The sequence below is a fragment of the Herbaspirillum huttiense genome (assembly GCF_047300815.1).
Lineage (GTDB): Bacteria > Pseudomonadota > Gammaproteobacteria > Burkholderiales > Burkholderiaceae_D > Herbaspirillum > Herbaspirillum huttiense_A.
Genome location: NZ_CP178608.1, coordinates 3216845 through 3242156, shown reverse-complemented (window position 1 = coordinate 3242156; position 25312 = coordinate 3216845). Strand labels below are relative to the sequence as shown.

21 protein-coding genes are annotated in these 25312 nt (G+C 64.7%); 8 read left to right on the top strand and 13 right to left on the bottom strand.

The genetic code is table 11. The annotated features are described in order from the left end of the window. Positions 1 to 16 precede the first annotated feature (16 nt). On the top strand, positions 17 to 1141 hold the full coding sequence (locus ACLRDN_RS14940) for a zinc-dependent alcohol dehydrogenase family protein (protein ID WP_413456919.1): 1125 nt from the start codon (positions 17 to 19) through the stop codon (positions 1139 to 1141). 52 nt (positions 1142 to 1193) lie between these two features. Further along, positions 1194 to 2219, top strand: coding sequence for a TRAP transporter substrate-binding protein (locus tag ACLRDN_RS14935; protein ID WP_413456918.1), 1026 nt, complete (start codon positions 1194 to 1196; stop codon positions 2217 to 2219). A gap of 80 nt (positions 2220 to 2299) precedes the next feature. On the opposite strand, the gene ACLRDN_RS14930 is transcribed toward ACLRDN_RS14935, so the two are convergent. After that, positions 2300 to 2608, bottom strand: coding sequence for a hypothetical protein (locus ACLRDN_RS14930; protein ID WP_413456917.1), 309 nt, complete (start codon positions 2606 to 2608; stop codon positions 2300 to 2302). A gap of 144 nt (positions 2609 to 2752) precedes the next feature. After that, a complete protein-coding gene (argC, locus tag ACLRDN_RS14925) occupies positions 2753 to 3685 on the bottom strand; it encodes an N-acetyl-gamma-glutamyl-phosphate reductase (protein WP_413456916.1) in 933 nt (310 codons plus the stop codon). A gap of 156 nt (positions 3686 to 3841) precedes the next feature. Here argC and ACLRDN_RS14920 point away from each other — a divergent pair, with 156 nt between their 5' ends. Further along, complete coding sequence (locus ACLRDN_RS14920; protein ID WP_413456915.1) at positions 3842 to 4759, top strand: LysR family transcriptional regulator; 918 nt, start codon at positions 3842 to 3844, stop codon at positions 4757 to 4759. Here the strand turns inward: ACLRDN_RS14920 and ACLRDN_RS14915 are convergent. Continuing rightward, positions 4725 to 5483 (bottom strand): GNAT family N-acetyltransferase, encoded by a 759-nt coding sequence (locus ACLRDN_RS14915; protein WP_413456914.1) that lies wholly within the window; start codon positions 5481 to 5483, stop codon positions 4725 to 4727. The two genes, ACLRDN_RS14920 and ACLRDN_RS14915, sit on opposite strands and share 35 nt — an antisense overlap. Before the next feature lie 103 nt (positions 5484 to 5586). Between ACLRDN_RS14915 and ACLRDN_RS14910 the strand changes: the two genes are divergently transcribed. Next, positions 5587 to 7062: a PLP-dependent aminotransferase family protein gene (locus ACLRDN_RS14910; protein WP_413456913.1), complete on the top strand. Its 1476-nt coding sequence runs from the start codon at positions 5587 to 5589 to the stop codon at positions 7060 to 7062. Here the strand turns inward: ACLRDN_RS14910 and ACLRDN_RS14905 are convergent. From ACLRDN_RS14905 to prfB, 6 genes are all read right to left on the bottom strand, one after another. Next, positions 7044 to 7478, bottom strand: coding sequence for a histidine kinase (locus ACLRDN_RS14905; protein ID WP_413456912.1), 435 nt, complete (start codon positions 7476 to 7478; stop codon positions 7044 to 7046). The genes ACLRDN_RS14910 and ACLRDN_RS14905 overlap by 19 nt on opposite strands. 123 nt (positions 7479 to 7601) lie before the next feature. Further along, a complete protein-coding gene (locus ACLRDN_RS14900) occupies positions 7602 to 8084 on the bottom strand; it encodes a DUF4118 domain-containing protein (protein ID WP_413456911.1) in 483 nt (160 codons plus the stop codon). 122 nt (positions 8085 to 8206) lie between these two features. Continuing rightward, a complete protein-coding gene (locus tag ACLRDN_RS14895; RefSeq protein ID WP_413456910.1) occupies positions 8207 to 9139 on the bottom strand; it encodes an alpha/beta hydrolase in 933 nt (310 codons plus the stop codon). A gap of 428 nt (positions 9140 to 9567) precedes the next feature. Next, a complete protein-coding gene (locus tag ACLRDN_RS14890; RefSeq protein ID WP_413456909.1) occupies positions 9568 to 10251 on the bottom strand; it encodes a glycine zipper 2TM domain-containing protein in 684 nt (227 codons plus the stop codon). 298 nt (positions 10252 to 10549) lie between these two features. Continuing rightward, complete coding sequence (gene lysS / locus ACLRDN_RS14885) at positions 10550 to 12091, bottom strand: lysine--tRNA ligase (RefSeq protein ID WP_413456908.1); 1542 nt, start codon at positions 12089 to 12091, stop codon at positions 10550 to 10552. 75 nt (positions 12092 to 12166) lie between these two features. Next, positions 12167 to 13271 (bottom strand): peptide chain release factor 2 gene (prfB, locus tag ACLRDN_RS14880; protein ID WP_100245601.1). Its coding sequence is split into 2 segments (ribosomal slippage): positions 12167 to 13189 and positions 13191 to 13271, totalling 1104 coding nucleotides; the frame shifts between segments, so codons are not numbered across the junction. Positions 13272 to 13448: 177 nt separating this feature from the next. On the opposite strand from prfB, the gene ACLRDN_RS14875 reads away from it, so the two are divergent. Both ACLRDN_RS14875 and ACLRDN_RS14870 read left to right on the top strand, forming a co-directional pair. After that, entirely contained in the window at positions 13449 to 15404 is a 1956-nt protein-coding gene (locus tag ACLRDN_RS14875; protein WP_413456907.1) for a PhoX family protein, read from the top strand. 87 nt (positions 15405 to 15491) lie between these two features. Beyond that, complete coding sequence (locus tag ACLRDN_RS14870) at positions 15492 to 16223, top strand: hypothetical protein (protein ID WP_413456906.1); 732 nt, start codon at positions 15492 to 15494, stop codon at positions 16221 to 16223. Here the strand turns inward: ACLRDN_RS14870 and ACLRDN_RS14865 are convergent. The 4 genes from ACLRDN_RS14865 to ACLRDN_RS14850 form a co-directional block, all read right to left on the bottom strand. Then, complete coding sequence (locus tag ACLRDN_RS14865; protein WP_413456905.1) at positions 16165 to 17850, bottom strand: diguanylate cyclase domain-containing protein; 1686 nt, start codon at positions 17848 to 17850, stop codon at positions 16165 to 16167. The genes ACLRDN_RS14870 and ACLRDN_RS14865 overlap by 59 nt on opposite strands. Before the next feature lie 221 nt (positions 17851 to 18071). After that, the gene (gene recJ / locus ACLRDN_RS14860; RefSeq protein WP_413456904.1) at positions 18072 to 19766 is read right to left on the bottom strand and encodes a single-stranded-DNA-specific exonuclease RecJ; all 1695 of its coding nucleotides are present in this window, start codon (positions 19764 to 19766) and stop codon (positions 18072 to 18074) included. Continuing rightward, complete coding sequence (locus tag ACLRDN_RS14855) at positions 19763 to 20794, bottom strand: hypothetical protein (protein ID WP_413456903.1); 1032 nt, start codon at positions 20792 to 20794, stop codon at positions 19763 to 19765. The genes recJ and ACLRDN_RS14855 overlap by 4 nt, the downstream gene beginning before the upstream one ends. Positions 20795 to 20866: 72 nt before the next feature. After that, positions 20867 to 22990 (bottom strand): ATP-dependent helicase, encoded by a 2124-nt coding sequence (locus tag ACLRDN_RS14850; RefSeq protein WP_413456902.1) that lies wholly within the window; start codon positions 22988 to 22990, stop codon positions 20867 to 20869. Positions 22991 to 23319: 329 nt separating this feature from the next. Here ACLRDN_RS14850 and ACLRDN_RS14845 point away from each other — a divergent pair, with 329 nt between their 5' ends. After that, complete coding sequence (locus ACLRDN_RS14845; RefSeq protein WP_413456901.1) at positions 23320 to 24585, top strand: lipoprotein-releasing ABC transporter permease subunit; 1266 nt, start codon at positions 23320 to 23322, stop codon at positions 24583 to 24585. Further along, complete coding sequence (lolD, locus tag ACLRDN_RS14840; RefSeq protein WP_413456900.1) at positions 24578 to 25294, top strand: lipoprotein-releasing ABC transporter ATP-binding protein LolD; 717 nt, start codon at positions 24578 to 24580, stop codon at positions 25292 to 25294. Before ACLRDN_RS14845 ends, lolD begins: the two co-directional genes overlap by 8 nt. Positions 25295 to 25312 lie beyond the last annotated feature (18 nt).

Here is a 25312-nt window from a genome sequence, read left to right as displayed (position 1 = left end):
GGAGGGAGACGACACCATGAAAATCCAAGCCGCCGTACTGCGCGAAGTGACCGAGGCCCACCCGTTCGCGGTGAGCCCGCCGCTGAAGATCGAGGAGCTCGATCTCGATCCGCCCGGCCCCGGTGAAGTGCTGGTCAAGATGAAGGCCGCCGGCCTGTGCCACTCGGACCTGTCGGTCATCACCGGCGTGCGTCCGCGTCCGGTGCCCATGGCACTGGGCCACGAGGCCTCGGCCGAAGTGGTCGAGGTCGGCAGCGGCGTGACCGACCTGCGCGCCGGTGACCTGGTGGTGCTGGTCTTCGTGCCCAGCTGCGGCCACTGCCTGCCTTGCATGGAAGGGCGGCCGGCGCTGTGCGAACCGGGTGCGGCCACCAATACCGTGGGTGAATTGCTGACCGGCCAGCGCCGTCTGCGCGATCGGGCGCAGCCCGTGCACCATCACATGGGGGTATCGGCCTTTGCCGATCACGCGGTGGTCTCGCGCCGTTCCTGCGTGAAGATCGACGCTGACATCGACCCCGTGCAGGCGGCCCTGTTCGGCTGTGCCGTGCTCACCGGCGTGGGCGCAGCAGTCAATACGGCCGAGGTCAAGGCCGGGACCACGGCCGCCGTGCTGGGACTGGGCGGCGTGGGCCTGTGCACCATGCTGGGCGCACTGGCTTCGGGGGCGCGCGAGGTGATCGCGGTGGACCTCCACGACAGCAAGCTGGAAGTGGCACGCGCACTGGGTGCCACGGCCACCGTCAATGCCCGTGATCCGGATGCGGTGGAGAAGGTCAAGGCGCTCACCAAGGGTGGCGTCGATTACGCCTTCGAGATGGCCGGGTCGGTGCAGGCCATGGAGGCCGCCTATCGCATGACCCGGCGCGGCGGCATGACAGTCACCGCCGGCCTGCCGGCCCCGAACCAGAACTGGGCCCTGCAGCAGGTCAGCCTGGTGGCCGAGGAGCGGACCGTCAAAGGCAGCTACATCGGCTCCTGCGTGCCGGTGCGCGACATCCCGCGCTACATCGGCCTGTACCAGGCCGGCAAGCTGCCGGTGGACAAGCTCATGGGCGAGAGACTGGCGCTGGCCGACATCAATCGCGGCTTCGACCGCCTGCACAGCGGGGAGGGCCTGCGTGACCTGATCGTGTTCTAACGCCGGAAGCCGAGGTCATCGGCTTCTGGCTTCACCCCCGGAGGAGACATCCATGACCATCATCACAATGCGGGCGGCACTGACCGCCTGCGCCTTCGCCACGCTGGGCCTCTCAGCCACGCCCGCGCTGGCCCAGCAGAGCATCGTCATCAAGTTCAGCCACGTGGTGGCCAATGACACGCCCAAGGGCAAGGGCGCGGAACGCTTCAAGGAACTGGCCGAGAAGGCCACCAATGGCCGCGTGAAGGTCGAGGTCTATCCCAACAGCACGCTCTACAAGGACAAGGAAGAGCTGGAAGCCCTGCAGCTGGGATCGGTCCAGATGCTGGCGCCTTCGCTGGCCAAGTTCGGACCGCTGGGCGCCAAGGAGTTCGAGGTGTTCGACCTGCCCTACATCTTCCCCAACAAGGCGGTATTGAAACGGGTAACCGAAGGACCGGTCGGGCAGGGCTTGTTCGAGCGGCTGGAGAGCCGGGGGATCAAGGGCCTGGCCTACTGGGATAACGGCATGAAGGTGATGACGGCCAACCGCCCGTTGCACAAGGTCACGGACTTCCGTGCCTTGAAGATGCGTATCCAGTCCTCCAAGGTGCTCGATGAACAGTTCCGCGCACTCAAGGCCAATCCGCAGGTGCTGGCGTTTTCCGAGGTGTACCAGGCCATGCAGACCGGGGTGGTCGATGGCAGCGAGAATACGCCCTCCAACGTCTATACCCAGAAGATGCATGAGGTGCAATCGAACCTGACGGTCTCGGATCACGGCTACATCGGGTATGCGGTGATCGTGAACAAGAAGTTCTGGGAGGCCCTGCCGGCGGACGTGCGCACGCAGCTGGAGGCCGCCATGAAGGAGGCGACGGTCTACGCCAACACCATCGCCCAGAAGGAAAATGACGATGCCCTGGCGGCCATCAAGGCCAGCGGCAAGACCCGGGTCTATACGCTCACCGAGGAAGAAAAAGCCGAATGGCGGCGTGCACTGCTGCCGGTGCACAAGAGCATGGCCGCGCGCGTGGGCCAGGATCTGATCGATGCGATCTATAAGGAAAGCGAGGCGGCTGGCGTGAAGATGAACTGAGCGACTGCCCGGTGAAGCTCATCTGGCGGCCTGCAGCGATGCAGGCCGTTTTTCATGAAGCCCATACGGGGCGGAAAAACTTACTTTTTCTTGCGCTCGCGCACGTATTGCTCGGCCGCCGTGACGGCATTCTGCAGGGTTTCCATCTTGGAATTGCCCGGTTTGAAATCACCGAACTCATGCGTGGTACGGTCCGGCAGGTCGATATGGACGAAGGCCGTCCATTTGCCATCGGTACGCAATACGGGAGTCAGTTTGATGGTCGCGTCAAGATACTTGCACGCGATAGAGCCTAAGGTGGTGGACATCGCTTCGAAGCGGGGGCGGCAATCACTGCTGAGGGGGCGGCCGCCACCGGCTGGTTGGGTGGGAAATCGAAGTGCCATCATGCCACAGCCTGCGCTTTCCTGCCTTGCGCTACTTCAGTCCTTTACCGCAATTTACGAGCCGTATGCTTGACGGCGGGCGCTGTCTTGTGGACAGCGCCCGCCTGTCAGGGGTCAGTGCTGATGAGCTTGGCGTTTCTATGCGAGTCAGCGCGCGCCCAGCATGAGGTCCAGGTTCTGCACGGCGGCACCGGAGGCACCCTTGCCGAGGTTGTCGAAGACGGCGCACAGCAGGATGTGGCCTTCTTGCGCATTGCCGAAGACGCCCAGCGTCATGTCGTTGCTGTCATTGTGGCGGGTCGGGTCGAGCCGGGCGGTGTCCGCGCTTTGTTGCGCATCCAGCACCGTGACGTAAGGCGCACCGGCGTAATGCGCCTGCAGCGCGGCGCGCAGGGTCTCCAGCGTGGCGTGGGCCGGCAGCAGGCGCGTCTGCAGGGAGATGGACAGCACGATGCCTTGGCGGAACGCGCCATAGCTGGGCACGAAGACCGGGCGCTGCGACAGGCCGGCGTGCAGTTGCATCTCCGGCGGATGCTTGTGCGCCAGGCCCAGTCCGTAGAGCACGAAGGGCGCGGCTTGCGCGGCCTCTGGACCTTCGTACTGCTCGACCTGGGCACGTCCGCCCCCGGAATAGCCGGAGACCGCATGGATGGCCAGCGGATAATCGGCCGGCACCAGCCCGGCCTGGACCAGCGGACGCAGCAGGGCAATGGCGCCGGTCGGGTAGCAGCCCGGATTGGTCACGCGCTGTGCATGGGCAATGGCTTGCGGCTGTTCTGCCGACAGTTCGGGGAAGCCATAGACCCAGCCGGCACTGGTGCGATGGGCCGAGCTGGCATCGATCACGCGCACCTTGGGGTTCTCGATCAAGGTGATGGCTTCGCGCGCGGCGGCATCCGGCAGGCACAGCAGGGCGATGTCGGCGCTGTTGATGGCCTCGGCGCGGCGGCGTGCATCCTTGCGTTCGGCGGCCGGCAGGGTCAGCACGCGCAGGTCGTCGCGGCCGCGCAGGCGTTCGTGGATCTGCAGGCCGGTGGTGCCTTGGTCGCCATCGATGAAGATCAGGGGAAGAGTGCTCACGGGTTGCTCCAGTGCAGGAAAGGGCGCCGAGGAAAAACGGCCGGCGCTTGTCGAAGACCTGCATGTTGAACCCGATCGTATAATTGGAAAAGTTGAATATCACAAAGAGATCGTTCAGTTTTCCTGAATGTCGATTTTTCTCACGGGAGCCATGCAATGCGTGAATTGAGCCTGGACCGCCTGCGTACCCTGGTCGCCATCGCCGACCTCGGTTCCTTTGCCGCTGCTGCGCGCGAGCTGCACCTGGCGCCGCCTACGGTGAGCCTGCACATCAGCGAGCTGGAAGAGCGCATCGGCGCACCGCTGCTGCTGCGCCAGCGCACCCAGGTGCGCCCTTCGGGCATCGGCGCCACCCTGATTGCGCGCGCCCGCCAATTGCTGGCAGCGGCCGACCAGGCGCTGGAAGAAGTGGGGCGGCAGGTGCAGGGGCTGGCCGGACGGGTGCGGCTGGGCGCTTCCACCGGGGCCATTGCCACGCTGCTGCCGCAAGTACTGGAGCGGCTGGGCCAGCGCCATCCCGATATCGACGTGCAGATCCACATCCTGACCTCGCAGGAGACCCTGTCGCAACTGACCGAGGGCGTGCTTGACGTCGGCCTGGTGGCGCTGCCGCAGTCGCCCGTGGGCGGTGTGAGCGTAAAACCCTGGCGGCGCGATCCGGTGATGGCCTTCCTGCCGGCGGCCTGGCAGGCGCCCCGGCTGGTCACACCGGGCTGGCTGGCCGCGCAGCCGCTGATCCTCAATGCGCCCGAGACGCGCCTCTCGCGCCTGACCAGTGAATGGTTCGCGGGCGCCGGTGAACAACCGGCCGCGCGCATCCAGCTCAATTTCAATGATGCCATCAAGAGCCTGGTGGCCGCCGGTTACGGTGCCACCCTGTTGCCGCATGAGGCCAGCGCCCGGGGCGAGCAGTTGCCGCTGGATCCGCGCATCGTCATGCGGCCGCTGCGGCCCGCGCTGTGGCGGCCCCTGGGCATCGCGCACCGTGCCAGCCACCTGGAGCCGGCCACACGCCATGTGCTGGAGGCGCTCTGGGAACTCAAGCAGTTGAAGACACCGCGTGCTCGCCAGTGAGTGCTGCGCGCGTGAGAGCGGAAAGTGACTGGCGCTGCTGTCCCTGTGCATCGAAATTGCTATCGTCCAGCCATCGCTCGAACGCCTGCCGCAGCGCTGGCCATTCTTGGTCGATGATGGAGAACCACGCCGTATCGCGGCCGCGCCCACGGTAGACGATGGCCTGGCGGAAAATGCCCTCGAAGCTGAAGCCCAGGCGCTGCGCCGCTGCACGTGAGGGCGCATTGAGGCTGTCGCACTTCCATTCATAACGGCGATAGCCGAGATCGTCGAAGACATGGCGCATCAGCAGGTAGTGCGCCTCGGTGGCCATGCGGCTGCGTTTGAGGCGAGGTGAGAAGGAGACATGCCCGACCTCGATCACGCCGTGCGCCGGTTCGATGCGCATGAGCGCCAGGGTGCCGACCGCTTCGCCACTGGCCAGGTCGATCACGGCATGGTGCAGCGGGTCCTGGGCGGCCTGCATCTGCTCGGCCTGGTGGCGGTAGCTGGCGGCGTCCGGGAAGGGGCCGCTCATCATGTAGGTCCAGTCACGGCCATCCGGCGCGGTGGCAAAGGCGGCGTGCAACTGAGCGGCATGGCGGGCGGCATCGAGCCGCTCCAGCCGGCAGCTGCGGCCTCGCAGGGTCTGGCCTGCGGGGCGCGCACATGGCTGCCAGCCGGGCAGGGCGGGTCCCACGGGTTGCTGATATTCGTTGAGGCGGGCTGGCTGCAGATCGGTCATGGTCATGTTCAGGAAGGTCAGGAGCTGGCACGATAGCGTTTTCGTGGCATCATCAAAAGTGCCACACGACGTCGATTTGATGGAGCCACGAAAGTCCTTGCCGATGCCTCTTTCCCTGCTGTCTTCCCCGCTCGATGCCAGGCCCGGCGCGTCCTCGCGCCAGCAGCAATTGCTGGCGCGCTTCAAACGCGCCATCCTGGGCGGCCAGTTGCCGCCTGGTAGCCGCCTGCCTTCCACCCGCAGCCTGTGCGAGCAGTTGCAGGTGGCACGCAATACCGTGCTGGCGGTCTACGAGCAACTGGTGGCAGAAGGCTACGCCCAGGCAGACCGGCAAGGCACGCGGGTGGCCACGCTGCAGGCCGCGCCCGCCATGGCCGGCACGGAACTCCCATCACCACGCAGTAGCAGCCAGCGCCAGTCGCGCCGCGTCAGCACCATGAAACCCACGCGGGATGCCGGCGACCGTGCCTTGCCGCTCACACCCGGCATGCCGGCGTTGAATCGCTTTCCGTTGAATGCCTGGCTGCGTTGCCAGGAGCGCGCCCTCAAGCGAACGGGCCCGATGGCGCTGGCCTATGGCGATCCGCTGGGAGAACCTGCCCTGCGTGAGGCCATCGCGCAATACCTGCGGGTGGCGCGCGGGGTGCGCTGCGAGGCCGCCCAGGTGGTGGTGACCGAGGGTTCCCAGGGGGCGCTGTCGCTGTGCGTGCGGCTCTTCGCCAACCCTGGTGAGCGCGCTTGGCTGGAAGATCCGGGCTATGGCGGGGTGCGCGCCGCCTTCCATGCAGGCGATATGAAGATGCGTTCCATGCCGGTCGACCACGAGGGCGTCGTCATTGACCCGCGGGCCTGGCGCTGGCCGCCGCAGCTGATCCATGTGACGCCTTCGCACCAGTATCCGACCGGCGCGGTGCTGTCGCTGGCGCGCCGCCTGGCGCTCATTGCGCGGGCTCGTGAACACGGCTGCTGGATCATCGAGGACGATTACGACAGCGAATTTCGCCATCACGGCCATCCGATCCCGGCCGTGCAGGGGCTGGTGCCGGATGCGCCGGTGCTGTATGTGGGGACCTTCAGCAAGACGCTGTTCCCGGGCTTGCGCATCGGTTTCCTGGTTTTGCCGGCGTCAGTCGGGGAGGGCGCCGGGCCGGCGCTGGCCGAGCTGCTGCGCGGCGGACACCGCCTGGAGCAATTGGCGCTGGCCGAGTTCATGGCCGGGGGACAGTTCGCGCGCCACCTGGGGCGCATGCGGCGGCTTTATCGCGAGCGTCAGCAGGCCTTGCGCACGGCCTTGCAGACGCACCTGCCGGACCTGGAGGTGCAAGGCGGTGAGAGCGGCCTGCACCTGACGCTGCGGCTGCCACCGGGTTGTCCGGATAGCGCCGTCAGTACGGCGGCGCGGGCGGCGGGCATGAATGTGGGCGCGCTGTCGTCGTTTTCAGAGGGACAGGCGCAGGGATGCCACAACGGGCTGGTGATCGGTTACGGCAACACCTCGCCGGAGCAGTTCGGTCCGCTGATCCGGCGCCTGGCGGGAATCGTGCGGCGCAGCTTGCGGGCTCAGAGCGTGGCGGGGTGATGCAGGCGCTGCCGTACGCAGTGCGTGACCACATTCATGTAGTCGGCCGCACGGGCGGGCTTGGCGGCATACCAGATGCGGCTGTCCTGCTCCTGGGCGAAATCGGTCGACATGGGCGCTGCCGTGAAGAGCACTAGCGGAATCTGCGCCAGTTCCTGGTAGACGCACAGGGTGCGCAGCAATTCATACCCTTCTGCGCCGAAGCAGCTGCGCGGATCCAGCAGGATCAGGTCGGGCAGGTCCTTGCTGTGGCACAGCGCCTGCGTGAGCAGCGATGCATTGGCCAGCTCGGCATCGTCAAACCAGTTGAACTGGCAGGGTAACTGGCTGCGCCAGAGGGCAAAGCGGGCGGTTTCGATGGCATCCAGATCGCCGTCGATGACGAGGATGCGGGGCAGGTGATGGGTCTGGGTCATGGCGGCCTCCTTGCTGGGATGGAGCCATCTTAGGAGAGCTGCGCCAGGAGGGCTATCAGGGGCTTCCTGATGGGGTGGTGCCTGCGCACGGACGGCGCAGGCTGGCGGGATGGGTTGGCCGGATCAGGCGCCGTCGCTGGCCGTGCTTTCGAACTGCCTGGCGTACTCGGCGCGGCGTGCCTGGTCGGATTCGATGAGCAGGCGATAGCGGGTTTCCGACACGCGCTGCTGCAGCACCGCGGCGTAGCGCTCGCGTTGCAGCCATTCAATGATGAGGGAGGCGGTCGCCACGATGACGGTATAGACCAGGATCAGGAACAGGTCTTTGTCGTTCAGGCCATCCATCGTGTAGTAGGGCTTGCGGAAGAAGAACATGGCCGTCGGGATGCTGATGGCCAGCAGGCCCAGCGAATACAGGTAGCCGAACAGATAGCTCATCACGATGCAATTGACGGCAAAAAACAGCATCGACAGCGATTCTTCGACAAACGGCGCCAGCGCATAGCGCAGCCCGAACGCCGCCACGAAGCCGAAGGTACTCACGTAGACGGGCCGGAACCCCTGCGGGCGCCAGCTCTTGGCATTCTTGAGTCGGATCAGGCTCATGATGGTTTTGGAATGGGGGCGCGTCGTATCCATCTTGGTTCACATTGCGCTGCGGCGCAATAGGCTCATGTTAAGAATGCTGTCTGTCAAAAGGCTTACTGCCGTTGTTTCTTCACGTCAATTCAGCCGCGTCTGTCTTTGAGCGGCGAAGAATGCCCGAGATACTTGCGGCTCATCTCGTTGCCGTGGATCTCGATGCTGCGCTTGATGAACATCACGGTTTCATTGGTGACGATCTCGCGTTCATTGTCCACGGTGATGATGTGATAACAATCCCCCAGCCAGACCACCTTGCGCACTTCCGCATTGATCTGCTGCTGGATCATCTCGGCGTTGCGCGGGGAGGCGGTCTCGTCGTCGATGGAGTGAATGATCAGGGTATCGGTGCGCACCAGCTGCAGCGATTGGCGCACGAAGGCAATCATGCGCAGGGCCGCACGCAGGTGGCGCGCCGGGATGGAGGCGGCGCCGACGGCGGCCACGCCATCCTTTTCCAGGGCGGCGGCCACGCGGCGGCGCATTTCGTAATTCTTGATGCCGTAGGGTTCGCTTTCCTTGTAGGACCAGTTGCGCACGCCCATGTCGTAGACCACGGTGAGCAGCTTCCAGTACCAGGGCACGGACCAGCCGTCGTATTGCAGCACGGGCGAGAGCAGCACCACCGACAGCAATTCCTTGCTGCGGGCTGCCACCGCCAGGGCCAGCGTGGCGCCCATGGACAGGCCGCACAGCGAGACGGTGCGGAATTCTTCCTTCAGGCGCGCTACCCGGCTCTCGACCACGGCGCACCAGGCTTCCCAATCGGGGGAGACGCGCGGATTGGTCAGCGAAGCGGAGTAGTTCTCGATGTTCAGGGCGATGACGGTACAGCCGGCTTTCTTGAGCTGCTTGGGGATGGAACCCATTTCCAGGTGTGAACCGCACAGCCCGTGCAGCAGGATGACTGCATGGTCCTTGTGGGGACCGCCATGTCGTTCTTCGGTGTGCCGCTGGTCGGCCGGTTCGGCCGCTGCGCTTGCAGTGCCGATGCTATGTGTGGATGACAGTGAGTCCATAAATCTTCAAACGCTTTTCGCGCCTTTTGGCGCGCCCTGGCGAATCGTTCGCCCCCCGTTCAGTACGAGTAAGCGGGCCGACGCTTGAGCGTTCTGTTTCCCGGCTACCAACTCCGCTGCGTCCAGGCGGATGACTTTTGACAAAAGTCTAACTGCCTCGGCGAAATGTTGCCAGCGTTTATCAATTGCGTTCCCAGGTTCGCCGGAAGAGGGTGGCGTGGCGTGCCATTCGGCAGGAATATGACAATCTGACGACAGGATAACGTTGTAAAGGCGCAATCGGTGCACAAATCTTCATATCCAGCACCAAATACACATAGCCGGCCCCTCCCTGGAGGGAGGAAACAACGAAAAAGCCCTTCGAGACCACTCGAAGGGCTTTTGCTGCTGCCGGACAAGGGCCGGGCCGGTTTGCTGCCGTGCCGGGCTCAGCCGCGACCTTCCAGGTGGCCATTGACCACGCGCACCTGGTCGCCGACACGCCAGTTTTCGCTGGTTTGCGGGAAGCTGCGGGTCTTGCCATTGTCCATGCGCACGTCGACGACGTAGCTGGTGGTGGTGCGCACGTTCTTTTCCACTTCGTTGCCGGCATAACCGCCGCCGACGGCGCCGGCGATGGTGGCCAGGGTACGGCCGGTACCGCCGCCGATCTGGTTGCCCAGCAGGCCGCCGACCACGGCGCCACCGGCAATGCCCACGCCGCTGGTCGGTACGCTGTGGCGCACGGTACGCACGCCGATCACTTCACCGCAGCTGCTGCAGACGGCCGAGGCGCGCTGGGCCACCGGGGCTGCTGCCTGGGCCGGGTAGGCGCCTGGCTGTGGCCGGTAGGAGGTCGATTGCGGGGCTTGCTGCTGCACCAGCGGCTGCTGGTTCTGGACCGGCTGGCCGGCCTGTTCCATGGCCGCGACCTGCTGCGGGGAATTGGCGCTCTTGGAGCTGGGCAACAGGCCCGTCATGGCGGCCACGCCGATCAGGCTGACCAGGATCACGGCCACCGAAGCACCGGCCACCAGCGGATGAATCCGGCCCGATGAAGCGGGTGCGGAAGACTGGCTCACGGCGTTGTGGTTGGCGTTCAGGTTTTGCGGGGTGTTGGTATTGGTTTCCATGATGACCTCTCTAGTTGTTCTGTTGTCGTTGATGAGTGGATGACTGGATTATGGAGTGGTCATGGGCCAAAAAAAATCCCGATTCTGTGTCAGTTGTAAGGACTTGTAATCCTGCAACAGACGGGCTGGACAAGGGTTTGCGGCAAGACAACGCTGCTCTGCGGCAAGCGCAGGGCGATTCAGGCGGGAGGGGGGATGTGCGGGGAGGAGGGGGTTCCGCATCCCGGAGGGGATGCGGAGGCAGCAAGGCTGGGCGCGGCAACGCGGGAGCGGCACAGCGCCGTCCCGCGTGCGACGATCAGTCTTCGCGGCGCAGGTGCGGGAACAGGATCACGTCACGGATGTTGGGCGAGTCGGTGATGAGCATCATGAGGCGGTCGATGCCGATGCCGCAGCCACCGGCCGGTGGCATGCCGTATTCCAGGGCACGAATGTAGTCGGCGTCGTAGTACATGGCTTCTTCGTCGCCGGCGTCCTTGGCGGCCACTTGCGCCTGGAAGCGGGCGGCCTGGTCTTCGGCATCATTCAACTCGGAGAAGCCATTGGCGATCTCGCGGCCGGTGATGAACAGCTCGAAGCGCTCGGTGATGCCGGCGACCGTGTCGGAAGCGCGCGCCAGCGGCGAGACCTCGACCGGGTAGTCGATGATGTAGGTCGGGTTCCACAGCTGCGATTCGGCCGTCTCTTCGAACAGCGCCAGTTGCAGCGCGCCGATGCCGGCACCGGCCAGCGGGGCCTGGTCGGTCTTGACGCCGAACTTCTTGAGTTCAGCGCGCAGGAAGTCGATGTCGGCCAGTTGCGCTTCGGTGTAGGTCGGGGCGTACTTCAGGATTGCGCCGGTGATGGTCAGGCGGTCGAAGGGTTTGGACAGGTCCAGCTCGCGGCCCTGGTAGGTCAGCACCGCGGTGCCGTGCGCATCGATGGCTGCCTGGCGGATCACCTGTTCGGTGAAGCCCATGAGCCACTGGTAATCCACGTAGGCGGCGTAGAACTCCATCATCGTGAATTCCGGATTGTGACGCGGCGAGACGCCTTCATTGCGGAAGTTGCGGTTGACCTCGAAGACGCGCTCGAAGCCGCCGACCACCAGGCGCTTCAGATACAGCTCGGGGGCGATGCGCATGAACATCTGCATGTCCAGGGCATTGTGGTGAGTGATGAAGGGCTTGGCCGCGGCGCCGCCCGGGATCGGGTGCAGCATCGGGGTTTCCACTTCCATGAAGCCGTTGGTTTCCATGAAGCGGCGGATCGACGACATCGCTGCGGTACGCGCCTTGAAGGTACGGCGGGTCTCTTCGCTCATGATCAGGTCGACGTAGCGCTGGCGGTACTTCATTTCCTGGTCGGCCAGGCCGTGGAACTTGTCCGGCAGCGGGCGCAGCGACTTGGTGATGAGCTTCAACTTGGTGACCTTGATGGACAGTTCGCCGGTCTTGGTCTTGAAGAGGGTCCCTTCGGCACCGAGGATATCGCCCAGGTCATAGTGCTTGAAGGCGGCCATGGCTTCTTCGCCGGTGACGTCGCGGGTCACGTAGAGCTGGATGCGGCCATCGGCGCGCAGGCCCGAGGCGTCTTGCAGGGTGGCGAAGGCCGCCTTGCCCATGACACGCTTCAACATCATGCGGCCGGCGACGGTCACGCTGACGGGCTCGGCTTCCAGGGCTTCGTTCTCGAAACCGTCGTATTTCGCATGCAGGTCGGCGGCATTGTTGGCCGGGCGGAAATCGTTGGGGAAGGCGACGCCCTGCTCGCGGATGGCGGCCAGCTTGGCGCGGCGCTCGGCGATGATGCTGTTCTCGTCGGCTGCCGGCTGGGCGGCGGGGGTGTTTTGCGTGGTCATGGTTGGAATTCTTGAAGGTTGAACGGTCGGATCAGCAAGAGCAGGCCGCGCAGCGAGGCCGCGCGGCCACCGGGATCAGACGCCCTGTTTCAGCGAGGCCGCGATGAAGTCGTCGATGTCGCCATCGAGGACGGCCTTGGTATTGCCGGTTTCGAAGTTGGTGCGCAGGTCCTTGATGCGGGACTGGTCCAGCACGTAGGAGCGAATCTGGTGGCCCCAGCCGACGTCGGTCTTGGAGTCTTCCAGTTTCTGCTGTTCGCTCATGCGCTTGCGCAGTTCCAGTTCGAACAGCTTGGCGCGCAGCATGTCCCAGGCTTCGGCCCGGTTGCGGTGCTGGCTGCGGTCGTTCTGGCATTGCACGACGATGCCCGTCGGGGCGTGCGTCAGGCGCACGGCGGAGTCGGTCTTGTTGATGTGCTGGCCACCCGCGCCGGAGGCACGGTAGGTGTCCACCCGCACGTCGGCCGGGTTGATCTCGATCTCGAAGGATTCATCCACTTCGGGATAGACGAAGAGGCTCGAGAACGAGGTATGGCGGCCATTGGACGAGTCGAACGGCGACTTGCGCACCAGGCGGTGCACGCCCGTTTCGGTGCGCAGGAAGCCATAGGCGTATTCGCCCTCGACCTTGATGGTGGCAGTCTTGATGCCGGCCACTTCACCGTCGGACTGTTCCAGGATCTCGGCCTTGAAGCCCTTGCGCTCGCAGTAGCGCAGGTATTGGCGCAGCAGCATGGAAGCCCAGTCCTGGGCTTCAGTACCGCCGGCACCGGCCTGGATATCGATGAAGCAGTTGTTGGCGTCCATGGGGCCGCTGAACATGCGGCGGAATTCCATGTCTTCGACCAGCTTCTTCAGGGTCTCGGCATCGGCTTCGATGGCGACGATGGTGTCTTCGTCCTTTTCCTCGCGTGCCATCTCGAAGAGATCACGCGCATCGGTGAGCTCGCTGTCGATCTTGATGAGGGTATGGACGATCGCTTCCAGCGATTTCTTTTCCTTGCCGAGGTCCTGGGCCCGCTTCTGGTCGTTCCAGACGTTGGGGTCTTCCAGTTCGGCGTTGACTTGTTCGAGTTTCTCCGACTTCACATCGAAGTCAAAGATACCTCCGAAGCTCGGTGGCACGGGTGGCCAGATCATCGAGCAAGGATTGGAGGGAATTGAGGCGTTCTGCTTCCATGATGGTTTCTTTTGCGATCAAACCTCGAATTATACAAGAGGAGGAGGGCAGTTTCACCCCCGTCACGCGCCTGTCATTTTCCGTCGCTACCATCGGCGCGCTTGTTTGACTGACAAAATACTGACGGGTGCGTCCGCCGCTGCCCGACATCTGCTAGCCACCACCGGAGAATCCTCGATGAGACAGCCTGCCCCCACCGCCACTCCCGCCGTCGCCGACCAGCCGCAAGCCGGCCGCCGCAACCTGCTCAAGGCCCTGGGCGCCGCGCCCCTGCTGCCGCTGGCTGGCGGCCTGTCGGCCTCGGCCCTGCTGGCCGCCTGCGCCACCCCGGGTGCGGGCAAGCCCTTCGCCTCGGCGCGTTTCACCGGCATGCCGGCCCCGACCCTGGACAACCCGGCCGCCATGGCCGCCACCACCGTCGGCTCGGCCCTGGAAGTGACTTTTGCAGATGGCAGCAAGCAAAGCTACAAGCTGGCCTATCAGCCTTTCTTCATGACCGGCGACATGGTGCCCAACGGAAAGGGCGGCAGCATCCTGGCCGGCGGCTACCTGGACATCAACAACCAGCCCATCATCGACCGATCCCTGCCGGGCAAGGAACGCCAGTTCTATTCCGACTGCCCGGACGGCTCTTCGCTGCTGACCGTGGCGGGTGCCAAGGTGCCGGGTGTGAAGGGCAATGCGGTATTTGCCGTGGTGCAATTCGAATACACCACGCGCGACCAGAAGCAGGCGGCCATGTACGGCCAGCTGCCTTCGCCCATCGCCGTGCTGACTTTGGACCAGGACCCCTCGTCGGGCAAGCTGTCGCTGGTGCAGTACCACAATGTCGATACTTCCCAGGTCAATGGCCTGTGGATCACCTGCGGTGCCAGCCTGTCGCCCTGGAATACGCACCTGTCGTCGGAAGAATATGAACCGGACGCCTCGGCCATCGCCTCCAACCCCCAATTCAAGGCCTTCAGCAAGAACCTGTATGGCGACGAGAACCGCGCCAATCCCTATCACTATGGCCACCTGCCGGAAGTGACCGTCAACCCGGACGGCACCGGTTCCATCAAGAAGCACTATTGCCTGGGCCGCATCTCGCATGAGCTGGTGCAGGTCATGCCGGACCAGCGCACGGTGCTCATGGGCGATGATGCCACCAATGGCGGCCTGTTCATGTTCATCGCCGATCGCGCCGCTGACCTGTCCTCGGGCACCCTCTATGTGGCGCGATGGGAGCAGGTCTCGGGCGTTGGCCCGGGTGCCGGCAAATTGTCGTGGGTACGCCTGGGCAGTGCCACCAGCGCCGAAATCAAGGCCATGGCGGACCGCTACAAGTCCACCGACATCATGGACATCCGCACCAGCGATCCGGCTGACGGTTCCTTCTCCAAGATCCCGTTCAATGGCAAGTTCAACTGGGTGCGCGTCAAGCCGGGCATGGAAAAGGCGGCCGCCTTCCTGGAAACCCACCGCTACGCGGCACTGGCCGGTGGCAGCCTGGGCTTCACCAAGATGGAAGGCACCACCGTCAATGCCCGCGACAAGATCGCCTATTCGGCCATGTCCTATGTGCAGACGTCGATGCTCAACGGCTCCGGCCACATCAAGGTCGAAGGCCCCAAGGCGGGTGCCGTGTATGCCCTGAACCTGCGCGGCGGCCAGCGCGATGCCGGCGGCAATGCCATCGACAGCGAATGGGTGGCCATCGACATGGCCCCGCCAGCCGCCTTGGTGGGCGTGGACCTGAAGACCCCGGATGCCTTGGGCAATCTGGCCGACCAGGAACACATCGCCAATCCGGACAACATCAAGTTCTCCGAAAAGCTGCGCACCTTGTTCATCGGCGAAGACAGCGGCATGCACGTCAACAATTTCCTGTGGGCCTACAACGTCGATACCAAGGCGCTCACCCGCGTGCTGTCCTGCCCGGCGGGCGCTGAATCGACCGGCCTGCATGCGGTGGACGAGATCAACGGCTGGACCTACGTGATGAGCAACTTCCAGCACGCCGGCGACTGGGAGAAAGGCCTGCACGACAAGGTCAAGGACACCCTCGATCCGCTGGTACGCGCCAACTTCAAGGACCGCTTCGGTGCCACGGTGGGCTACCTGACCGGTTTGCCGCAGACCGGCAAGGCCTGATGTGAAGTAAAAGGCTTCAGTCTGAAGGGGGCGGACGGAACGCATTCTGCTAGGATCAGTCCTATCAGCGTTTCGTCCCGCCCGCCGATGACCAGAAAGCTGTTCTCCCTTCTGCCGCTGTCCTTGCTGTGCGCCGTCCTATTGGGCGGCTGCGCCTCGCCCTCCGCGCCGCATGGCGAAGTCAAGGGAGCCGAGGCCAGTTCACGCGAGATGGGGCAATCCGACAGCAACCGCGTGGCCACCTTGGCCATGCGCGCCAATCTCGATAGCCTGTACCTGCTGATGTCCAAGCTGTATCGGCGCAACCCGGCCGAATGGAAGAAAACCGCCGCCACCCGCGAGGAGGCCGAGAAAAAGGTCAGACAAGCCATCGAGCAGCGCCAGGCCTGGCCCGAATTGCAGGGCAAGCGCGACATCCAGGCCATGACGCTGGCCTTGTCACCGGAGTTCAAGGGGGATCGGGTCGCGGCCTTCATCGATGCGACTGCCGACATGATCATCGTCGCGCATGGCAACAAGATCGAATTCTTCCTGGTCGACGGGCTCGACGCCCAGCATCTCTACAATGCCGCGCGCAATGTTGAAATCGCCGCCTGGATTCTGTCCAGCCGCAAGAATGCCAACGGCACGCCCCTGCTGCTGTCCGACGAGATCGGCAGCGACGCGCGCAACCTGAGTTTTGAACGGGAATTCGGCAAGATCGTCGGCCGTCTCGACCTGATGGCCGAATTCATGACCGAGCGCTATCGCCGCGCTGGTATCAGCTATGTGCAGAACCTGCTGGGCGGGTCATTCCTGCAGTTCCTGCCGGTGCGTTGATTTCATCCACCACGACGGATTGCGCCGGCGCAATCACGTAGCAACCACGCCCATTGCCCTTGGCGGCATACATGGCTTTGTCGGCGGCCTGCAGCAGGCTGTCGGCGTCGCAGCTGCCATCACATACGGCAATGCCCACCGAGACGCCCAGCTGGTACTCGCCCTGCGTCAGATGCAGCGTTTCGGAGACCACCCGGATGCATTTTTCTGCCAGCACCTGTGCGCCGTTTTCATAGGGCTGGCCGAGGTCGGTGATGAGCAGCACGAATTCATCGCCGCCCACGCGCGCCAGCGTATCGCCATGGCGGGCCACCTGGCGCAGCCGCCGCGTAATTTCCTGCAGCACCAGATCACCGGCCTTGTGGCCGAGGGTGTCGTTGATCGGCTTGAAACCGTCCAGATCGAGGAACAGCAGCGCCACCCCATTGCGTTCGCGGCAGGCGTGGGTGAGGGCGGCTTCCATGCGTTCGGCCAGCATCATGCGGTTGGGCAGGCCGGTGAGCACATCGTGGTGCGCCTGGTGCTGCAGTTCGGCCTGGTGCAGTTTCAGGCGCGACAGCAAGCCGTTGAAGGCCATGGTCAGGTGCCCGACTTCATCGCGCCGTTCCACCGGTAGCGGCGACAGCGGCAGTTCGCCACGGGTCATGCGGTCGGCCAGTGCGGCGGCGCGGCGCAAAGGGCGGAAGAACCAGAGATAGGCCAGTATCACCAGCACGATCACCATCCCACCCTGGATCAGTCCACCGCGTCCGATCAGGGCGCGGGTGTGTGCCACGGTGGGCAGGGCGGCGGCCAGCGGCAGCGTCACGGCCACCATCCAGCTGGTGCCGGGCACCGAGGCAAAGGCCTTGATTTCATTGACGCCGTTGGCGGCCTCGCCTACGCCATTGCCACGGAAACCTTGTTGCACGGCCTGGTCCATCAGCGCATCCTTTCCGACCGGCGGCAGCTGGCTGTAGAACAGGGCTTCGTCGCTGGAGGCGATGACCATGCGCTGGTTCGGGGAAATCAGCTGGAAGCCGCCGGACGGCCCCAGCTTTGCGCGCTGCAGATGGTCGAGGAAGCCCGGTGCGTTGAGGTCGGTACTGCCGCCCAGCACGCCCACCACCTTGCCTTCGGCATTGCGCAGCGGAGTGAGCATGGCGATGATGGGTTTGCCGCTGGCCGGGCTGGCCAGGGGCGGGCAGATGACGGTAGCACCCTGCAGTACGCGTTCGAAATCGGCATACTGAGTCAGCGACAGGGCACGCCGGCCGTTCAGGGTCGGATAGTCGATCACGATCAAGCCATTGGCGTCGGCCACGAACAGGCCCTGGGCAAACAGCGGCTGCAGTTCCTGGTGTTCCTGCAGCCAGGTGCGCACGGCGGCGCGGTCCGCCAGCATGGCGGGAGGAAGGTGCTGCGCCAGGCGTTCAAGGTAGCGCGCACGTTCCTGCACGCGGTAGCCGATGTCTTCTGCCAGATAGCTGGCGATGGTGCTTTGCTGCTCGGCCGCGACCTGGGCCTGCTCCTTTTCGAGAAAGCCGATCAGGATGTTGTAGCGCATGACCGCACTGCCCACGATCAGCATAAGGCCGAAGAGGACGAGACGAGTCACCAGGCTGCAATGGATGCGCGTGATCTTCATTCAGGGATTTGATGTTGTTGTTATTCCTCGGAGCGCCCGTGGTACCCGCTTCCCTCAAATCGATCCGGAAGTCGCTCCAAGTCAACATTGTGCCACTGCAACGGAGCGCCTGTCGGCTTTTTTTGTGCGTGTTGCCATGCCGCAATCCTTCTCTGGCGCGGGTTCGCGCCAGAGAAGCTTGTGGAGAATCGCCGGTTCTCCGGCAGGGGGGCGGAGCCAGTTCAGGCCGGTTCTGCGTGCTCGACCATCAGTTGCACCGTGGTCTTGCCGTTGTACTCATTGGCATCGAGCCGGAAGGCCACCTGGGCATGATCGGGCAGGGCATCGGTGTGCCCGAACCAGATGGCGTCGTACTTGCGGCCACCCTTTTCCAGCTGCAGCTTGAGGTGCTTTTCCTTCAGGATACGCTGGCTGAGCACGCGGAAATGATCGCGGAACACCGGCGGGGCGAAGCCCTGGCCCCAGACCTGCTGGTCCATCAGGGTGATGAATTCGACCGAATAATAGCTGTCCTCCAGTTCACCATCGGTCTCGATGACGCGTTCCAGCTGGTTTTGCGTGAGCCAGTCGCGGCCGACCGCTTCGAAGGCCTGCGAGAAGGCATCGAAGGCGTCGGCATGGATGGTCAATCCGGCCGCCATGGCGTGGCCGCCGAACTTGGTCATTACCGAAGGCGCGTGCTTGGATACCAGGTCCAGCGCGTCGCGCAGGTGGAAGCCCGCAATCGAGCGGCCCGAGCCCTTGATGAAACCTTCATCGCCCGGCGCGAAGGTGATCGTGGGGCGGTAGAACTTGTCCTTCAGGCGCGAGGCCACGATGCCGATCACGCCCTGGTGCCAGGAAGGATCGAAGACGGCGATGGTGCGGCGGTCGGCCGGATTGAAGTCGTCCAGCAGCAGCAGGGCGGTGTCCTGCATGCCGGCCTCGATGTCGCGCCGTTCGCGGTTGATGGCATCGAGTTGCTGGGCGATGGCCCAGGCGCGGCCTTCGTCATCGGTAGTAAGGCATTCGATGCCCAGCGACATGTCGGCCAGGCGGCCGGCGGCGTTCAGGCGCGGGCCCACGGCAAAGCCGAGGTCGAACGGGGTGGCGCGGCGCGCTTCGCGGCCGGCGGCCCGGAACAGGGCGGCGATACCGGGATGCATCTTGCCGCTGCGCATGCGCTTCAAGCCTTGGGCCACCAGGATGCGGTTGTTGGCATCGAGCTTGACCACGTCGGCCACCGTGCCCAGGGCCACCAGGTCGAGCAGGCTGTCCAGGCGCGGCTGGGTCTGGGCATCGAACAGGCCGCGCTTGCGCATCTCGGCGCGCAAGGCCAGCAGCACGTAGAACATCACCCCCACGCCCGCCAGGTTCTTGCTGGGGAAGCCGCACTGTGGCTGGTTGGGGTTGACGATCACGCGCGCCTCCGGCAGGGCATCGCCCGGCAGGTGGTGGTCGGTCACCACGACGTCGATGCCGCGCCGCTTGGCTTCGGCCACGCCGTCGATGCTGGCGATGCCGTTGTCGACGGTGACGATGATGTCAGGATTCTTCTCCCGCACGGTCAATTCGACAATTTCGGGCGTGAGGCCATAACCGTATTCGAAGCGGTTGGGCACGATGTAGTCCACCTGCGCGCCCAGCAGGCGCAGGCCGCGCAGGCCGACGGCACAGGCGGTGGCGCCGTCGCAGTCGTAGTCGGCGACGATGACCAGCTTCTTGCGTTCGGCGATGGCATCGGCCAGGTAGCTGGCGGCCGCTTCGATATGCAGCAGGCCGGAGGGCGCAATCAGGGCATTGAGCTCGCTGGCCAGTTCGCGTGCAGTAGACAGGCCGCGCGCCGCATAGACGCGCGCCAGCACCGGATGCACGCCTTCGGCAATCAGTTGCTCGGCTTGGGAAATGTCATAGGAACGAGTGGTGACGCGAATCATGCCGACAGCCCCGACAGTGAAGCTTTACGCCAGAACCGGCGCAGTGCGCCCCGCGTGACCGCCACTTCCAGGCTGCGGTCAGCACCCGTCAGGATCAGGTTCAGCGATTCCAGGCTGCCGGCCTTGAGCGACACCAGCAAGGGCGCCAGCCAGTCGCGGTCCAGGTGCTCCAGATGCTGCAGCCACAGGCCCCATTCCTCGGCCAGCGCCGCTTCGGCCAGTGCATCCAGCACCAGCAGGCGATGGCCACTGCCCTGGGCCACTTGGGCCGCGCCACCGTTGGCGCGCTCTTCGCCAAAGGCGCGCAGCCAGCCGCGCAGGCCGAAGCGCTCGGCGTAGGTATCGTCGGCGCGTACGCCGGCATCGGCTCCGCCCCAGATCCAGATCGAATTGATGGCCTTCTGGCCGCGCATTTCGCGCTGTTCATTGAGCGACTCGGCGAACCACTGCATCTGCACTTCGTTCTGCAGCTTGCGCCAGGCCAGCTCGCCCGGCCCTTCCGGCATCCAGATGTCGACGTTGCGTCCGCTGGCAGCCGACGGCGTGGAGGTGCGCAGCCCGGCCCAGGCGTCGGCCCGGATGAACCAGGTGCGGGCGTCGCCATAGACCAGCTCATGGCCGATCTCGGTGAACAGGGGCAGGGCGGCGGCGAACAGGCGGCGCGATTCATCCTCTTCCAGCTGCAGCTGGCCGATGTCGGTCAGTACCAGGTGGTCACGCGCCACGTGGATGTGGGCCGGATGCAGCACGAACCAGTGCCCGGCCGCAGGCGCGTGGCCCAGACGCTGCATCAGGGCGCTGGCGGCTGCGGGGCTGGAATCCTGGGGCGCAGGCGGCAGGCCGAAGCGCCGGGCCAGCCAGTGCTCATGCGGCAGGGCGCGCGAAAACGGATCATGCGCCTGGCGTGGCGCGGCCTTGCCACGGCCCAGCAGCATGGCCAGGGCCGGTGCCTGGCTCTGGCGCAGCAGGTCGCGCGCCAGTTCGGCCGGGGGCAGGGCAAAGGGGATGAGGATGTCGAGTTGATTCATGGGGCGCTATTTTAGCGGCTGGCGCGCCGCTTGGCCCCGGTTGCCTGAACAAGGCTTCACTTCAAAGCCAGGTCAGCCACTGTTCCAGGCCTTTTTTGCACGCTGGCGCACCAGCATGCGCACGCTGTCGGGCATAGGCGTGCGCGCGCCGTTGGTCTCGGCCGAGAACCACAGGCTGTCTTCAAAGAACGGCAGCATGCGCGGCGTGATGAAGCGGCTGCGGATGCCATTGACGTGGCGGTCGCCCTGCGCGGTCTGCTGGGTAATGTAGAAGCGCTGCGGCACCACCAGGTGCAGATACTCCTTGGCGCGCGTCATGGCCACGTAGAGCAGGCGCCGCTCTTCGGCGATCTCGGCCTCGCTGCCGGTGGCCAGGTCCGAGGGGATGCAGCCATCAACCACGTTGAGCACGTGGACCGAGCGCCATTCCTGGCCCTTGGCGGAGTGGATGGTGGAAAGGATCAGGTAATCTTCGTCGCGGTAGGGCGGGGCGGAGAAGTCGCTGCTGGCTTCGGGCGGGTCCAGCGTCAGTTCTGTCAGGAATTTCTCGCGCGAGGCGTAGCCATTGGCCAGTGCGGTCAGTTGCTCGATATCGGCAGCGCGGGCGTCGGCGTCTTCGTAGCGCTGCTCCAGTTGCGGCAGATACCAGTCGCGCGCGGCCTGGATGTCGGTCGGCCAGGTGGCGCTGGCGCGGCGCATCAGGTCGTAGGTATCGGCAAAGGCCTGCCATTGCAGGGCGATACTGGCGGGGGCGCCGAAGTTCAGCAGCGCATCGGCCGGGTCGCTGGCGGCGGCCATCAGGTCCAGCACCTTCCTGGCGGTAGCGGGGCCGACACCGGGAATCAATTGCAGCGCCCGGAAGCCGGCCATGCGCCCGCTCGGATTGTGCGCCAGGCGCAGCAGCGAGAGCAGGTCCTTGATGTGGGTGCTTTCCAGGAACTTGAGTCCGCCGAATTTCACGAAGGGGATATTGCGCCGGACCAGCTCCAGTTCCAGCGCCGCGCTGTGGGTGGCGGTACGAAACAGCACCGCCTGGGATTTCAGGGTGAGCCCTTCTTCACGATGCGCCAGGATGCGGTTGGCCACCCAGCGCGCCTGTTCGGCCTCATCCGGGATGACCACCAGCTGCGGCTTCTGTGAGGACGGCTTGTCGCTCCAGAGCTGCTTGACGTGCCGTTCCGGGGCATCGGCGATGACGGCGTTGGACGCCTGCAGGATGGGCTGGGTGGAGCGGTAGTTCTGTTCCAGCGTCAAGAGCCGCGCCGGCTGGGTGAACAGATCGGGAAAATCGAGGATGTTGCGCACCGTAGCGCCCCGGAAGGAATAGATGGACTGGGCATCGTCACCCACGGCGGTCACGCCGGCGCCATCGGGCTTCATTCGTTGCAGGATCTCGGCTTGCAGGCGGTTGGTGTCCTGGTATTCATCCACCAGTACGTGATCGAAGCGGGCGCCGACCGATTGCGCAATCTCGCGGTCGGAGAGCATGTCGGCCCAGAACAGCAGCAGGTCGTCGTAATCCAGCACGTGCTGGGCTTCCTTGGCCTCGACATAGCGGGTAAAGAGTTCGCCCAGCAGCCTTTCCCATTCCCGGCACCAGGGGAATTGCGTCTGCAGCACGGTGCCCAGGTCTTGCCGGGTATTGACCACACGTGAATAAATGGACAGGCAAGTGCCCTTCAGCGGAAAACGCTTGTCGGTGGACGACAGCCCCATCTCGTGGCGCAGCAGGCCGATCAGGTCTTCGGAATCGCCGCGATCCTGGATGGTGAAGTCTTCTTCCAGGCCGATGACGGCCGCGTACTCGCGCAACAGCCGCGCGCCGATGGCGTGGAAGGTGCCTGACCAGGGCAGTTGCGGCGGACTGTCGGTGGCCGCCAGCCCCAGCACCTGGCGGATCACCTGGCCCACGCGCCGGCCCATGTCGGCCGCCGCCCGGCGCGAGAAGGTCAGCAGCAGGATGCGTTGCGGGTCGGCCCCATCGAGGATCAGCCTGGCGACCCGGTGCGCCAGGGTATTGGTCTTGCCCGAACCGGCACCGGCCACGATGAGCAGCGGCGGCTGCTGTGCCGGTGCCATCTTGCTGCCATGCTCGACCGCCTCGCGCTGCTGTGCGTTCAGGCGCGCAAACGGATCGCGCTCGCCGGTGGGCGGGCTGCTGGTGTCTGGGGTGTCCTGGGCGAGTTCGGGTGGCATGGTGCGGGGAAATTCATATCGGCGATGGGTGGGCAAGGGGGTACTGTATATATAACCAGTCCCCGATGCAACATCAGGCATATCCACCATATGAAACATCCTGGCGCGAACCTCTGCCGTGGAAGTGAATCTACAGGCTTCACGGCGGGCGACCGACGGGCCAGGTGCGAACATGGGGCAGATGGCCAGGGATGGGCCATGGCTGCAAACTGTGGCAAACTTCGCGCTTTGTCTTCGCCCGTGTTGGCGTGCGGCCAGAGGATTGCGTTCCGGAACCGGGGTGCGAGGCCACTGGCAGCACATTGTGCAGGCCCTCTCCCGGAGCAATTTTGAGTCTGATTAAAAACCTGCCGTTCGAATGGCTGGTCGGCATCCGCTACACGCGGGCTGGCAAGCGCAGCGGCCGCAACAGTTTCATTTCCTTCATTTCCCTCATTTCCATGGCCGGCATCGCGCTCGGCGTGGCGGCCCTGATCGTCGTGCTGTCGGTCATGAACGGCTTCCAGAAGGAAGTGCGTGACCGCATGCTCTCCGTGCTGGCCCACATCGAAGTCTTCGATGCCTCCGGTTCCATGAAGGACTGGCAGGCCGTGGCCAAGCAGACCTTCCAGAATCCCGAGGTACTGGGCGCAGCGCCCTACGTATCGGGCCAGGCCATGATGACGCGTGACGACAACCTGCGCGGCGTGCTGGTGCGCGGCGTGCTGCCCGAGGAAGAGCCCAAGGTGTCGGATGTGGCCAAGCAGGTCAAGCAGGGCAGTTTCGCTTCCCTGAAACCAGGCGAATTCAACATCATCATCGGCGGCGAACTGGCGCGCGGCATGCGCGTGGGCCTGGGCGACAAGGTGACGGTGATCGTGCCGCAAGGGCAGGTGACTCCGGCCGGCGTCTTGCCGCGCCTGAAGCAATTCACGGTGACCGGGATCTTCGAAGCCGGCCATTATGAATTCGATTCGTCACTGGCCTTCATCCAGTTGCAGGATGCCGAAACCCTGTTCCGCATGGATGCCCCCACCGGCGTGCGCCTGCGCATCCGCGACATGCTGCAGGCCCCGGAAGTGACCCAGCAGCTGGCCCGCACCCTCTCCGGCGACCTTTACCTGCGCGACTGGTCGCAGCAGAACAGCAACTGGTTCGCGGCCGTCAAGACCGAAAAGCGGATGATGTTCATCATCCTCGCGCTCATCATCGCCGTGGCGGCCTTCAATCTGGTGTCCACGCTGGTGATGACGGTCACCGACAAGCAGGCTGACATCGCCATCCTGCGCACGCTGGGGGCCTCTCCCGCCTCCATCATGAAGATTTTTGTCATCCAGGGGGCCCTGGTGGGCCTGGTTGGTACGGCCATCGGCGTCGGCCTCGGGGTGCTGGTGGCGCTCAATATCGACGTGCTGGTGCCGGCCATCGAGCGGGCTTTCCACGTGCAGTTCCTGCCCAAGAGCATCTACGTGATTTCTGAATTGCCGTCCGAACTGATCTGGTCGGACGTCTACACCATCGGCGCGCTGGCGGTGGTGCTGGCCTTCCTGGCCACCTTGTATCCGAGCTGGGCAGCGGCCCGTGTCAAACCGGCGGAGGCGCTGCGCTATGAATAACAACGATCCGATCAAGAACCGCCAGGCTGTGCTGTCGTCGCGCGGCTTGGGCAAGACCTTCACCCAGGGCAAGTATTCGGTGAAGGTGTTAGGTAATGTCGATATCGACGTCTACCACGGCGAGCAAGTCGCCATCGTCGGCGCCTCCGGCTCCGGCAAATCGACCCTGCTGCACCTGCTGGGCGGGCTCGATACGCCCAGCACCGGCACCGTCAGCCTGCTGGGCAAGGATTTCGCCAGCCTGGGGGAGAGCGAGCGCGGCACGCTGCGCAACCAGTCGCTGGGCTTCGTTTATCAGTTCCACCATCTGCTGCCGGAATTCTCGGCGCTGGACAACGTGGCCATGCCGCTGATGATTCGCCGCGTCAAACGTGCCCAAGCGCAGGAGCAGGCACGCGAGATGCTGGAGAAGGTCGGCCTGGCGCAGCGCGTGACGCACGTGCCGGGGGAGCTTTCCGGTGGCGAGCGCCAGCGGGTGGCGCTGGCGCGCGCGCTGGTGACGCGTCCGGCCTGCGTGCTGGCCGATGAACCGACCGGCAACCTGGACCGCAGCACGGCCGACCGCACCTTCGAACTGATGATTGAACTCTCGCGCACGCTGGGCACGGCCTTCGTGATCGTGACCCACGACATCGAACTGGCAGGCCGGTGTGCGCGTGTATTGCGCTTGTCCGACCAGGGGCTGAAAGTGGCCGGTCAGCAGCCTTGATGCATTCCGGGTAAGCTA